Annotated in this window: 13 protein-coding genes and 1 pseudogene; 5 read left to right on the forward strand and 9 right to left on the reverse strand. The window is 60.1% G+C overall.

Going from position 1 to position 13,324, the window contains the following annotated elements; genetic code table 11:
- Positions 1 to 387: 387 nt before the first annotated feature.
- From FHY09_RS00310 to FHY09_RS00335, 6 genes are all read right to left on the reverse strand, one after another.
- A complete protein-coding gene (locus FHY09_RS00310) occupies positions 388 to 1,701 on the reverse strand; it encodes an XVIPCD domain-containing protein (RefSeq protein WP_166923041.1) in 1,314 nt (437 codons plus the stop codon).
- A gap of 24 nt (positions 1,702 to 1,725) precedes the next feature.
- Positions 1,726 to 2,598 carry a hypothetical protein gene (locus FHY09_RS00315; RefSeq protein WP_166923043.1) on the reverse strand — a complete coding sequence of 291 codons (873 nt, stop codon included), beginning with the start codon at positions 2,596 to 2,598 and terminating at the stop codon, positions 1,726 to 1,728.
- A gap of 204 nt (positions 2,599 to 2,802) precedes the next feature.
- Positions 2,803 to 3,552, reverse strand: coding sequence for a hypothetical protein (locus FHY09_RS00320; protein ID WP_166923045.1), 750 nt, complete (start codon positions 3,550 to 3,552; stop codon positions 2,803 to 2,805).
- Between the two features lie 327 nt (positions 3,553 to 3,879).
- Positions 3,880 to 4,752 (reverse strand): hypothetical protein, encoded by an 873-nt coding sequence (locus tag FHY09_RS00325; RefSeq protein WP_166923047.1) that lies wholly within the window; start codon positions 4,750 to 4,752, stop codon positions 3,880 to 3,882.
- A gap of 94 nt (positions 4,753 to 4,846) precedes the next feature.
- Positions 4,847 to 5,062, reverse strand: coding sequence for a hypothetical protein (locus FHY09_RS00330; RefSeq protein ID WP_166923049.1), 216 nt, complete (start codon positions 5,060 to 5,062; stop codon positions 4,847 to 4,849).
- A gap of 90 nt (positions 5,063 to 5,152) precedes the next feature.
- Complete coding sequence (locus FHY09_RS00335) at positions 5,153 to 5,545, reverse strand: hypothetical protein (RefSeq protein ID WP_166923051.1); 393 nt, start codon at positions 5,543 to 5,545, stop codon at positions 5,153 to 5,155.
- A gap of 616 nt (positions 5,546 to 6,161) precedes the next feature.
- On the opposite strand from FHY09_RS00335, the gene FHY09_RS00340 reads away from it, so the two are divergent.
- The 5 genes from FHY09_RS00340 to FHY09_RS00360 all read left to right on the forward strand — a co-directional run bounded on the left by FHY09_RS00340 (position 6,162) and on the right by FHY09_RS00360 (position 10,269).
- Positions 6,162 to 6,800, forward strand: coding sequence for a hypothetical protein (locus tag FHY09_RS00340; protein ID WP_166923053.1), 639 nt, complete (start codon positions 6,162 to 6,164; stop codon positions 6,798 to 6,800).
- A gap of 10 nt (positions 6,801 to 6,810) precedes the next feature.
- Positions 6,811 to 7,758 carry an XVIPCD domain-containing protein gene (locus tag FHY09_RS00345; RefSeq protein WP_166923055.1) on the forward strand — a complete coding sequence of 316 codons (948 nt, stop codon included), beginning with the start codon at positions 6,811 to 6,813 and terminating at the stop codon, positions 7,756 to 7,758.
- Positions 7,759 to 7,834: 76 nt separating this feature from the next.
- On the forward strand, positions 7,835 to 8,467 hold the full coding sequence (locus tag FHY09_RS00350; RefSeq protein ID WP_166923057.1) for a hypothetical protein: 633 nt from the start codon (positions 7,835 to 7,837) through the stop codon (positions 8,465 to 8,467).
- A gap of 462 nt (positions 8,468 to 8,929) precedes the next feature.
- Positions 8,930 to 9,562: a hypothetical protein gene (locus FHY09_RS00355; RefSeq protein ID WP_166923059.1), complete on the forward strand. Its 633-nt coding sequence runs from the start codon at positions 8,930 to 8,932 to the stop codon at positions 9,560 to 9,562.
- Between the two features lie 35 nt (positions 9,563 to 9,597).
- Positions 9,598 to 10,269: a hypothetical protein gene (locus FHY09_RS00360; RefSeq protein WP_166923061.1), complete on the forward strand. Its 672-nt coding sequence runs from the start codon at positions 9,598 to 9,600 to the stop codon at positions 10,267 to 10,269.
- A gap of 616 nt (positions 10,270 to 10,885) precedes the next feature.
- Here the strand turns inward: FHY09_RS00360 and FHY09_RS16380 are convergent.
- From FHY09_RS16380 to FHY09_RS00375, 3 genes and pseudogenes are all read right to left on the reverse strand, one after another.
- The gene (locus FHY09_RS16380; RefSeq protein WP_456362660.1) at positions 10,886 to 11,332 is read right to left on the reverse strand and encodes an HNH endonuclease family protein; all 447 of its coding nucleotides are present in this window, start codon (positions 11,330 to 11,332) and stop codon (positions 10,886 to 10,888) included.
- 236 nt (positions 11,333 to 11,568) lie between these two features.
- Positions 11,569 to 11,898 (reverse strand): annotated as a pseudogene (locus FHY09_RS16385) (DUF262 domain-containing protein); the annotation flags it as partial.
- Between the two features lie 182 nt (positions 11,899 to 12,080).
- A complete protein-coding gene (locus tag FHY09_RS00375) occupies positions 12,081 to 13,130 on the reverse strand; it encodes a TerB family tellurite resistance protein (protein WP_166923065.1) in 1,050 nt (349 codons plus the stop codon).
- Positions 13,131 to 13,324 lie beyond the last annotated feature (194 nt).

Consider the following 13,324-nt stretch of genomic DNA (forward strand, 5'->3'; position numbering starts at 1 on the left):
GGGCCTCGCATAGCGGTGGGCCACCTGCGCCGAGGCGCGAGGTGGCGGGCGATGCGGGTTGGCATACCGGGCAAGGAAACGAACCGGCGGATCAGGGATCCCCTCACATCGCCCGCCATGTAATCGACGAGACGATGCATTCTCAGCCGTGCCCAAGGGGCAAAACAGAGTTCATAGTTTCCTTGCGACGGGATGCCAATCCCGGCCAGCACTCTTCGTTGCTTGGCCCGGACATGCTGCGTGCGATAAGTGCCCGTTGGCTATGAGGAAAAATGCAGGCGGCACCAAGTTGTGGGCATGGAACGTATCGCAATCACTGACCAAAGCGAAGAGGTCCCTATGCGCACCCCCCATCAGGCAGCGCGTCTAGTACGACACACACCGCAATCAACCCATCTGGAGCGGCTGGGACTGCATCGCGACCGTCTGTTGCTCAACCTGCACCGCCGCCACTTGCCTGGCCTGTTCCTCGGCCGCGGGGATTCGCGCCAGAGACACCTCCACTGGTGACTGGAGGGCGTCCGTCATGGTCATCGTCACCCGCTTGTGCGCGGGGTTGTCCAAAGCACCCTGCACAAGGAATACCTTCTCGCCCGCTGCGGCCGTGGCCGTCTGCGTGTTCAGCAGGACATGGTCAACGCGATCCAGCCCACTTTCCCTGGCGCGCACCAGCAGGCTGGCTGTCAGCCGTTCACTGGTTGCATCGAAACTTCGTCCATGCGCCGCATCCAATCCTCTGACCCCCTCGGCGATCTGCGTGTAGAGCGCGTAGCTCGGATCTCCCGCCTTCAAATCCGCCAATTGCCGTGGCGGCTCTCCCCTCTGCGGGATATCAAGCGCGGCGGTCTTCGGGCTTGCCATGATGGAGGTGTTGGGATCCTCGGCATGGAACTGCGTGGCTTTTGCCTGACGCTCCAACCGTAGCGCCCGTACGTCGTTCAACTCGGCCAGCTTCGCCGGATCACGCTCCTCCCTTGGGACGAAATACGGGTCTGTTGTATCCACTCTGTACCACTTCGATGCCTTCTCATCGTAGGCATGAAAGCGCATGACCGATCCGACGACGTTTGGATCTGTGTTCGATCGGTCGTAGATGGCCCCCGCTTCCAGAAGCGTCAGCTTGCCCAGGTAAGCCGCCGCTTCGGCCTTCGGCATGGCGCCAAGTGCTGCGCCGCTGGTGTCCCACACCCGCACCGCGCCGCCGAGCTCATTGTTGAGCATCGACCGCCAGACACGCTCACCTGCCTCATCGCCCTTGGCTTCGCGCACAGCTTCGAGTAGAAGGCGCGGCGTCCAGCAATTGGGGTCCAGCCCGTGGTCGAGGAAGGCTGCATCGTGTGCCTGCTGGACATCCTTGCCTGGTAGGTTGAGAGCGCGCTGTGGGTCACCGCTCTCCAACCACTGCACTCGTCGCTCCAGATCCCGAGAAAGCAACGTGCTCCCGAATTCGTCCCACTGTCTTTCAGACATATGACGATCAGGTAGGTGCTTGCCGCGTTCTGACTGATGAGACGCATAGTCCTGGGCGTAGTTGTTCGCAACGCGGCCAGGCAGGCTATCGTTCCTCACTACGCCCAGTGCGAGCAGGCCGTAGCCATCAGCGCCCGGCAGCTGGGCGAGGTAATTCCAGTAGAGCTCTCTGTTCCCCGTGTCTGCGTAATGCAAAAGGACTTTTACATCCTTCTCGGTCAATCCACTCATCGTCCTGCCCTCCTTGTGATCCGATCAGCGGACTCGGTACTCCGCCAGGACGTCGCGGACCGTTGATTCCATTCGCTTCCAATCACGTAAAACAACCCGGGGATACATCAATCGAATGGAAAGGCTGTCACTCAAGTCGAAGAAATAATGGGTGCAATGAGCAATACGATCGGTGCCAGAGGGAACGAGATCCTTCCCATCAGTTACCAGGCCGTCTGGGATACGGTCAGCGCTGTCACATTTGATGAGGGTATCAATGGAGCCTGATGCATTTCTTGCGACGTACCAATCCTCCGAGTTCAACTCAATGCCTCTATAGGGCGCACCGCTTTCACGCTCGAAGTCGGCACTGAACTGCGCGATCTTTGATTTGTCGATCAGGTAGGGCGTAAGGCCGAAAACCTCGTCGCTGGGTATCCGCTGATCAAGACGACGGATTGGATCCCGCCGATACACCGAATCTGCCGGGACGATAAAGTCAGTGGTCGTCATGCGCTCCATCAAATCCGCAATCGGCACCTTGTCCACATAGTCGATGGAAACGATCACTGATCGATACCGATAGACCGGCGACCGCAGTCGCCTCGCGCCCGGATCCCCAGGCTTCATCTCCGGCCAGATCAGCGTGATGCCCACGCCGCCATCAACGTAGGGGCCGATCTGGTCATCGTAGTAATTCGCGGGGAAGTTGAACCGGTGTGGCCCAAGCTTCGCCTCGACCGGCGCGGACGTGTAGGTATGGCCGTTGAACGTGGGGCCTTGAACGATATCCACCTTGCGCATTCCTCCTTGGGCATCTTTGCCTGACGGCGGCGGCTCCGCGCACGCGTTCAGGCTGCTCAAAAGCCCCACCGCGAGGGCGAGTCGGGCAGGGCGGTACGGCAGACGAAGCTTCACAGGCCATGCCCTCCATTGCAGTTGGGCGAACTATAGGCACAGGCGCGTCAAAAAATCGCTAAAGGAAGCCATATCCGTCCACACCCGGATGTTGGGCCAAATAATTCCTATAAAGCTCGCTGCTCGTTTATTCGCCTAATCCGTGAGGATGTCCATATCCTTCTGGATCAGTCCACTCATCGTCCTGTTCTCCGCGTAAGCCAATCATTGAACTTTGTACTTGGCTAGAACATTACGGACCGCTGATTCCATTTCTTTCCAATCTCGTAAAACAGCCCGCGGATAGGTCATCTCTACTGCAAGCCTGTCGTCTAGATCAACAAAATAATGAGTACAGCCAGCGAAACGCCCTTCGTCATTGGCCACTAATTCCTCTCCTTCGATGACCAACCCATCCGGGACACGGTCGGCGCTATCACATTTGATAAGGGTGGCAATGGAGCCTGACGCGTCTTTCGCGACGTACCAGTCCTCCGAGTTCAGCTCCACGCCTTTGTAGGGCGCGCCGCTTTTACGCTCGAAATCAGCACTGAACTGCGCGATCTTTGATTTGTCGATGAGGTAAGGCGTAAGGCCGAAGGTCTCATCGCCGCGGATCCGTTGATCAAGCCGCCGCATGGGGTCCCGCTGGTAGATCGAATCCGCGGGGTAGGTATGGTCGGTGCTCCCCAGACGCTCCAGCAAACCTGCGATCGGCGCTTTATTTACGTAGTCGACAGAAACGACCACGGAGCGGAACTGATAGACCGGCGACCGCAAACGCCTTGCCCCCGGATCCCCAGGCTTCATCTCAGGCCATATCAGCGTGATGCCCACGCCGCCATCGACGTAGGGCCCAATCTGGTCGTCGTAATAATTTGCCGGAAAGTTGAATTGGTGTGGCCCAAGCTTCGCCACGACCGGTGCGGTCGTGTAGGTATGGCCGTTGAACGTGGGGCCTTCGATGATGTCCACCTTGCGAGTTCCTCCTTGAGCGTCTTTCCCCGATGGCGCCGGCTCTGCGCACGCGCTCAGGCTGGTCAAAAGCCCCGCCACGAGAGCGAGTCGGGCAGGGCGGTACGGCAGACGAAGCTTCACAGGCCATGCCCTCCATTGCAGTTGGGCGAACTATAGGAACAGGCGCGTCAACAAATCGCTAAAGGAAGCCATATCCGTCCACACCCGGAAGCTGGGCCAAATAATTCCTATAAAGCTCGCTGCTCGTTTATTCGCCTAATCCGTGAGGACGTCCATATCCTTCTGGATCAGTCCACTCATCGTCCTGTTCTCCGCGTAAGCCAATCATTGAACTTTGTACTTGGCTAGAACATCGCGAACCGTTGATTCCATTCGCTTCCAATCACGTAAAACAACACGAGGATATATCATCCGTATATCAAGGCTATCGCTTAAGTCAACGAAAGTATGGGTGCAGTATGCGACTCGATGGCTGCCGTCCGAAATCAGCTCTTTACCCTCGATAACCAACCCGTCCGACACGCGATCAGCGCTGTCGCACTTGATGAACGTGTCGATCGCCTCCGTCGCCGATCTGGCGATATACCAATCTTCCGAGTTGAGCTCCGCTCCCCTATAGACCAGCCCGGTCTCTCTCTGGAAGTCTTCGGCGTACTTCGCAAGCTTGCTCTTGTCGATCAGATACGGCGTAAGGCCCATGGTTTCAGCGCCACGCAGACGTTGATCAAGCCTGTCCAAGGGATCCCGCTCATGGATGGTACCTTCGGGCCTAAGCACGTCGTTGCTCACGGATTTTTCCATCAAATCCGCGATCGGCACCTTGTCCACGTAGTCGATAGAAACGATCACCGAGCGATAGCGATAGACCGGTGACCGCAAGCGCCTCGCGCCCGGATCCCCCGGCTTCATCTCAGGCCAAATCAACGTGATGCCCACGCCGCCGCCAACGTGGGGGCCGATCTGGTCATCGTAGTAGTTGGCCGGAAAGTTGAACCGGTGTGGCCCAAGCTTCGCCTCGACTGGCGCGGTCGTGTAGGTATGGCCGTTGAACGTGGGGCCTTCGACGATGTCCACCTTGCGCGTTCCTCCCTGGCCGTCTTTGCCTGATGGCGGCGGCTCTGCGTACGCGCTCAGGCTGGTCAAAAGCCCCGACACGAGAGCGAGTCGGGCAGGGCGGAACACCGAACGAAGCTTCACAGGCCATGCCCTCCATTGCAGTTGCCAGACTATAGGCGCAGGCGCGTCGATAAATCGATAAGCACGCCCGCTGTCACCCCGCGTTCGGGCCGCGTCAGCTGTGCAGCATCAGCCCCGGCGGCGGCCACAACGCATCGGCCCGGTCCAGGTCGAAATCGGTGCCGAACGCCAGCGCCGCTTCCATCGGGGGCAGGCAGGCGTAGCGGCTGAGCAGACGCCGGTCCATGCCGGCGTCGCTGTGGTCGATGGCGAAGTAGCCAAGCAGGGCGGTGTCAAAATCCGCCAGCCAGAGTGTGTCGATGTACGTCATGGTCCGCTCCTCGTGAGGCGAAGAGGATGACCAGAAGGCGTCTCAGAAGCTGGGACTCACCGCACGATGGAACAGGGCGGCGCGGCGGCCTCAGGACGCTGGTGCAGAAGGGGCAGTGGCGTCAAGCCGATGGCCTGCCAGCAGGCGCCCGGTCACCAGCAGGCCCTCCACGAGGTGCTCGCCCAGCATCGGTTCGGCCTCGGATCCGCCACGCTCCAGCTGTACCGCATGGAGCAGTTCAAGCACGGTGGACAACCCCTGGAAGCGCGCGGAGACCCATCGGTCTTTGTCCCTCGCCTGGCGCATCCAGGCGGCGGCCGCAGAGATGCCGGAAGGCGCTGCAGCCGCTGATTCGTCGTGCTCCGGGTACGGCGGTGCGCCCGTCTCCTTGCCGACCACGTACAGATGAGGGGGGGTGCCGTACAAGGGTTCGTCGAGCAGCGATTCCAGCTTCTCGATGAAATGCAGCGGCAGGCTCTTCATGGACTCTCCCAGCAGGGCGTACAGGCGGGGAGAACTGTTTGGGAAATCACGCATCGGTGGCCTCGCATGGCGGTGGGCCACCTGCGCCGAGGCGCGAGGTGGCGGGCGATGCGGGTTGGCATACCGGTTCAAAGTGAGAAAAGCCGGCGGATCGGAATCCCCGCGCATCGCCCGCCGTTGAACCGGCGGGGCAATGCATTCTCCGCCGTGCCGAGGCGGCAAAGCAGAGCCAATTCACTTTGAATACGGGATGCCAATCCCGGCCAGCACTCTTCGTTGCTTGGCCCGGTCATCCTGCGTGGGATAAGTGCCCGTTGGCTATGAGGAAAACTGTAGCCGCTACCAGGTAACAGGTCTTGAGCGCGTGCCCCGTTCTCCCGATGCGCTGACAGGGGTCTGGATGCCACAGGTCCCAGCAGCGCGTTACCTGCGACACGCCCCCGTGTCGCTAGTGGCGCGGAGCCGAGCAAACGACATCCAGATCGCAGCCGCTCTGGGCTGCAATTGCCGCGACCGCACAGAGGTTCATTTGCACTAGCTGGGCGTCCTATGGCCTTTCCCCGCCGGCACGATCAATCTACTCAGGCCTATCCCGGTTCGACTCGCTGGATCCTCGATGCATACGAGAACCTTGAAGCTCATGGCCTGTCTGTTGGCCGCACTCACGCCGACGCTGGCCGCGTGTCGCGGCCCCGAAGCGGACCCTGCCGCCCACCTGTCGCCGGAGGCGCGTGCGCGCACTGTGCCGATCGTCAGGCCGCTCAAGCTGGTGCCGATGGAGACGCCGCTGGTTGTGGAGTTTGATGCCTTACCGCCTGGGCCGAATGCCAGCTCCACCCTATCCATTGGCATACGCGTCAGAGCTACTGGCACGCTCGATTCTGCGGGCGTCACTGACAGGATAAAGGATGCGGGTCTTCCGGTGCAGATTACTCTTATGCGTATCGAAGACTCTCGGGAGATTGCTGTACGGCTGATACGCGATGATCAATCGGCCGAAGATGGTCAACGGCTGGTGCCAGTGCCATCCAGCGGTATGGTGCCGGGCGCAGTCCGGGACACGGTCGACTCGACGTCACTGGGAGAGACTGGCGCTGCGCACCGTAGTGGAGCCCTCAGGTTCATGGCATTTGCGTGGGCCCCTGACCTCACGCCTGGTAGGTATCGACTCAGTTTCCGTCTGTTGGATCCGCCGAAGGAACTGGCACCTCTGAAGACAGAGCTACTGTTGGCCTACCAACGCAAGCCGAAGTAAGGAAAGCGTAATGCAGTCTAGATACACCGTCTCCATCTACGTTGCAGCGCCGGGTACACCGCTGGCCAATGGCACGACATCAGCTGCTGGTCATCTGTATTTCGAGATATCTCATGGTCAAGACAGAAACAGTTTTGGCTTCGCGCCGTCTGCGCATGGCTCTGTTACAGGGCCCGGTGAAGTTTCTAATGGTGACGTTCAAAACTACAGCGCACCCTTCTACCGCCGGACGATGGAAATCTCGAAGGCGCAGTACGAAAAGCTGAAAGACTTTGCGGAGAATCCCGAGAAGCATAACTTCGACATGAACTACAACGGCGCCACCAACAGCTGCATAGATTTCACGTGGGGCGCGTTGAACCACGCAGGGCTCCACGGCCGTCCCTTACCAATCATGGAGTTGAAGAACTTCGAGGGCAACCTCAAGCCGCTCGATAACGTCGGTCCTATCAGAAGTATTCAGGCCCCGTTTCCCAGCAGCAAGCTCAACAAAGAGCACTACAACGACATGCCGCCACGCAGCTTGAAGCAGTGGCTTATCAGCGATGCAGACCTGACACCGGACGACCGCACCCTGCTGACCTCCATCCGTGGTCATGTCGAAGAGTTGGACAAGCAGCACGGGCGGCAGCCCGACAACACCAGCGAGTGCGTGGCCGCAAGCCTGCTTTGCCGGGCAAAGGAAGGGGGCCTCAAAGCAGTGGATCATGTTGTGCTGAGCACCGAAACCGCTACGGCACCCGCCGGTCACCGTATCTTCGCGGTGGAGGGCGCACTGGCTGACCCGTGCCACAAACGCGTAGACATGCTGACTACTGACGCGGTGAATACACCGGTCCAGGAGTCGTTCGCGCGGGTTGAGCAGATGAATCAGGATCAGCATGCTGCCGCACAAGCGCAGATGCTCAATCAGGCGCAGGTGCAGGAACACTCGGTGGCCCTACAGGGCATGGCGTGAATGCGGGCGGGCATTCCGTCTGCCGCCTGGTTGACGCCCGCGTCAACCAGGCGCAACCCTCGGATCTTTTATTCACATGAAGACCCTGAAGCTGCTGGCCTGTCTCACGGCCGCACTCACCCTGACGCTGACCGCGTGTCGCGGGCCAGAAATGGACCCGGCCGCCAACCTGTCGCCGGAGGCGCGAGCGCGCACTGTGCCGATCGTCAGACCGTTCAAGCTGGTGCCGATGGAGAAGCCGCTGGTTGTGGAGTTTGACGCCCTACCGCCCGGGCCGAATGCGTCTTCCTGGCTTTCAATCGGCATCTGGGTGAAGGACTCCGACGGCCTTGAGGCGGTTCGCGCAATGGACATCATCGAACGCTCGGTTGTTGAGGCGGAGGTGCATCTCACGCGAGTCGATAACGGAGGGGAAGAGACCGTGACATTGCAGCGGCAGCGCTCCGTGCGCGCTCCGGGCGACTGGGTTGAAGCCGTAGGGAAGGATGGTCGCACCAATAAGATGGGCCCTTTCTCGGTCGACTCGACAGCACTCGTCGCAGTAGGTCTGATCCCGGAGACAGAGCAGATTCGCGCACTCGATTTTGCCTCGGCACTCAACTTAATGCCTGGAAGCTACCGTTTGAGCATACGCCTGATTGACCCACCCGCAGACCTATCAGCTTTCGACGTTGATCTTCTAGTGGCCTACAAGTCCCGCGCAAAGTAGGGCGAACCATGGAATATCGTTACACCGTAACCGTATGTGTTGCCGCACCCGGAGCTCCGTTGCCAGATGGTTCAACATCAGCTGCTGGCCATCTAAATTACCAGATATCAGGCGGAGAATATGAGAAGCGCTACGGATTGTCCCCCCGGGACCATGAGGTGGTTGTTGGACCGGGGCGGGTGAGGTCGGAAGACGCTCAGACGTACCAGAGCCCGTTGTATGGGCGAACAATGGACGTCGCTGAAGGTGAATGCAGCATGCTGAAAGAGTTCGATGAAGCACCGGGAAACTACAGCTTCAATCCGAACTACAACCGTTCAAAAAACAGCTGCTTGAGCAGATGAATGAGGCTCGGTACCCCGCCGCGCATGCGCACACGCTCAACCAAGCGCAGGTGCAGGTGCAGGCGCAGTCAGCTGCACCCGCATCTATCCGGGCGCGACCCTTGGATCCGTTACGCATATGAAGAACTCGAAGCTCCTGGCCTTTCTGACAGTCGCACTCACCCTGATGCTGACCGCATGTCGCGGCCCCGAAGCGGACCCTGCCGCCAACCTGTCGCCGGAGGCGCGTGCGCGCACTGTGCCGATCGTCAGGCCTTTCAAGCTGGTGCCGATGAAGGAGCCGCTGGTCGTGGAATTTGACGTGCCGGTCAATGGTCCTAATGCAGTTCCAACGTTGTCGCTGGATCTGTTCGTTAGTCGTTCGGCCGATCTGAGCGCAGCTGAGGCTGCCAATATCGTCGTAGATGCGGGTTTGCCTGCCCAGATCACGTTGCAGCGTATCGATGATGGAATCACAGTTCCTGTCCCCCTGATACGCCGTGCCTTCTTCGGTCACAGCGGATCAGCTCGCGTGCCTATCTCGATGGACAAAATGGTGCCGGGTGTCGTCCCAGACACCGTCGACTCTACAGCACTCATGGCCGCAGGTAGTGCGGGTGAGAATGACGAACGTCGCGAGTTGGCCTTTGCATGGGCAGAAGACATTTCCCCGGGCACCTACCGACTCAGCATCCAGCTGGTCGATGCCCAGGCGTCATTGAGCAAGGTCAACGCGGCGTTGTTGGTGGCCTTCGCCAAGAGATCCAAATAGAGAATGAAATGGAAAGAGATACAATAAGAGCGCCCATGTTTCGCTCATTCTTGAACTCAGCCGAAACCTACATGTGCATCCTATCGGTGAAGCGTTCGGCCATCTTGGTAGTTGCGCTTTGCTTGATGGCGGCATGTAGTGGCCCTGCAGAAGACAAGCAGAGAGCAATGACGCCGGACGTTCGCTACCGGACACTGCCCATCGTCCGACCGCTCAGGCTGGTTGCGATGGAGCAGCCGCTGCTGGTGGAGTTTGAGGCACCCAAGCCCTCGCCGAACGCAACACCTCAACTTGCCGTGACAGTGCGAGTAAGAGAAAGCGCAACGCGCAGCTCTGCAGAAGTGAGGGACCAGGTCACACGACTGGGCTTGGCAGCCGAGGTCCGCCTGATCCGACTCGATGAAGGCCGGGAGGTGCCTGTGCGATTGGCTCGGTTTGTTCCACGGCCAAACGCGGCAGCGACGGCGGTGGAGGTGGGTCCAGACGGCTTGGTGCCCGGCGCTGAACCCTACACCGTGGATATCAGCTCCTTGATCGATGCAGGCATCATCGAGGCCGGTGAGGGAGTTCGCACGTTGGCCTTTGCGTGGGCGCCCGATGCTCAGGCCGGAACGTATCGGCTTAGTTTGCGGTTGATCGATCCGCCTGCGGAGCTGGCTCATGTGCACGCCGATTTGTTGCTCGCCTACCAGTTCCGATACAAATGAAAACCGCATGGCCGTAGGGTCCGTGGATGAGAAACCTCACGCCGGTTCCAAGTTTGTGCTATGCCGAGCCCTTTGGAGTACACAAGCCATTTGAACACTGAGGTCCATGACCATTCTGCTCACCGCACCCTGGCTGGCGCTGACCGCATGTCGCGGGCTGAAGCGGAGTCGGCTGCAGACCTGTAGCGGGAGCCGCGTGCGCAGATTTCGACTAACGTCATGCGAGCGCTGTGGCAATAGCGATGGACGCCGCGGCCAGCCGACTCGATGCTGCCTTGGGGGAGCCGCCTGTGTACGCCATACAAAGAAGGAGGCAGATCACGGCGATCCGTGAAACGCTGGTCGCTGGTTGATAAGGACTCTTGACTCTGGCGGTACCACGGTTCTTCATGAGGACGTCCTTGAAGTGGTGCAAGCGGGGCTGCCCTGTGCATCAAAAGCTCAGGCGTATCACTTGATTTTCAGCCGCCGCGTAGACCCGGCTTCCAGGAATCGCTGATCGCGGAAAATAAGTCACTTTTCCAGTCCGCGGGTTGCTGATCCACCCGCACCCTGTGCCACCTTAGGCCGCAGCACGTCCGGCACTTCACTACACCTGAAGTGCCAGGCGTGGTGTTCATGATCTCCATATGCGACCCTTTCCAGCTCGTCCTGCGCTGGCCTCGACCAGCGGTTGGTTGAAACGCTCAACCAGTTTGCCGACATTGCGGCCATCCAGCCTGACACCATTGTAGAAATCGCCCCGACCGACCCGCTCTGCAAAATAGCTGCCGTGTGCGTAGCGGCTTGCTTTGTCCTTGCCGTCGACACAGCGGAAGGGGCGGTTGGAGAGCTCACTGTTGTACGAGCCCGAGAGCATCAACAGGTTGCCAAGCGAGCCGGCGATGCTTGCCGCCACCTGGTCCTTGTTGCGGCCCTTGATGCAGATGCTTTCACCCCAGATCGGGTCCGGCGTCTGCGGATAGATATGCTCAACGGAGTCGGACCAGTGAAACCTCTCCCATGGCTGGCGATCGGGTGAGCCGCGCTTGCCCCGAAGCCGGTCCTCCCATGCAAGCACCACCAGTTTTGCGAACGGCCAGCCGTAGAATCCCGCACCTCGTTTCTTGCTGAAACGATCATGGATGGCCGCCAGTACGTGGTCGGCACTGAAATAGCCGCGCCACGGAAACTCGGGTTGTCGTCCGGCAGCGCCGCGGCCAGTGTCTGGAAATGCTGCTTGGCGGCGGACAGGTTGCGCGCGTAGTAGGATCGCTCGCGGGCAACGGATGCCACGAACTCCTCCCTGCCGAGGGCATGCAGGTCGTAGCTGTTCTGCAGGATAGGATTTCCGCGGAAGGTGATGGGATACGCGTTGGCGCCCAGGGCTGCCAACAGCAGCGCGATCGTAACCATGCGCTGTTGGCCATCGATCAACTCGCAGGCCTCACCCACGGCGGCGTCAGTGACCATGATCGAGCCGGTGTAATGCTGTGCTGCGTTGCGGTGCACGACGCTGGTGAGATCCTCCCAGAGGGCGGTCCACTGCTCAAGCTGCCACGCGTAGCCACGCTGGAATTCCGGGATTACCAGAGGTGTACGTGAAGTGACCTGATCAACATTGAGTAAGTCAGCCTGGCTGAAGCCCATGGGCGTTCAATTCCTTTTCTGAGGCCGTTCCACGCAGCCGCGCGACGGGCCTGCCTGCAACGAAGCGGCGGAAACCGGACGCAGCACGAGGCAGCGCCCTTCGGAAGGGATCCTGAGACTCAGGACGGTGCGTCCGAGTGGGTAGCGCCGCCAGAGTCATCCGGCAGCGCTGTCTGCCAAGCTCAGGCCGCAGCCAGAACCTCGTCCACATCGGCGGCGGAGAAGCCCAGAAGGCCGGCCACGCGCTTGATGTAGAGCTTCTCGGTGATACGCACCGCGCCATCCTTCTTCGCGAATGCGACCATGGTCGAGAGCAGCGAGATCGCCGCTTCTGGATTTGCTGCAATCTCGTCCATCCCCTGCAGCGGCGACGACGGTCCATCAAAGGCCGAACGCAGGGTGGCGCGCTGCTCAGGCGTGCACTCGCTTCCCTCGAGATAGAGGTCCAGCGCTTCGCGCTCTTCCGAACTGAGCACCCCGTCGACCTTGGCCAGGTCGATCAGTACCTGAGCTTTGCCGTAGGCAATCGGGTTGGCGAATCCGGCGGAGACAGCATCCATATCGGCCACGTCCAGGGGCTCGATGAAATCCACATCCAGCGCTGCGGAGCCGTCCAGCTCGATCTCCTGCTGCATGATCTCCCTGGCCTTGGCACCGATCTGCTTGGTTACATAGCCGCTCCATGCCGCCATCGCCGCTGCGCCAACGCCCGGCAGCCACTTGGCCACGGCCGACTTGATGGCCGCCTGGGTGATTTTCCCCCCCAGCAGCACGATGAGCCGCTGGATGACACGCAGCGAGGCCCGCTTGACCAGGACTTTGCCGCCGTGGAAAACCAGCAGGCTGCCCGCGCTGCTGCCCATCGCGCTGATGAAGATGCCGAGCGCGAGCTCCTTGGTCATCACGTCTTTCTTGCCGTAGGCGGCGCCGATGTCGTAGATCAGGCCGATCTGGTTGCGGATGACAAGAATGAGCTCAGGCACCACCGCGAGCATGCCCCACGGGCCGGGGATCAGGCTGGCGCCGCCCGAAACCGCAGCGTTCTGCGCAACCGAAGCGCGGATCAACGAGCCGACTTCGCTCTCGCTGGGAATCTTCAGCGGGTTGTTGCGGTAATAGGCCTGCTTGGCGTTGTGCACGGACTCGAAGGCGTTTTCCAGGCCCTCCGTCAGCTTCTCCGTCATCTGCTCGGTCAGGCTCTTGCTCTTGTCTACGGTGTCGCTCATGTTCATTCCTTGATATGGACGGCGGTGAAGCGGGTAGTGATCATGTCCCGTGAATTGCGACGCTCGCAAGCAGGGAAATGCGACACGTTAGCGGCACGAGGTGGGCAATCTTTAATCGAGGGGTTTCCCATGGCCGCCTCCAGCCAGATGCTGAACCTGTCAGCTACCGCTTGCCGCCGTACAGCAGCAGTTGCATTACC

The sequence above is a fragment of the Xanthomonas sp. 60 genome (assembly GCF_011761925.1).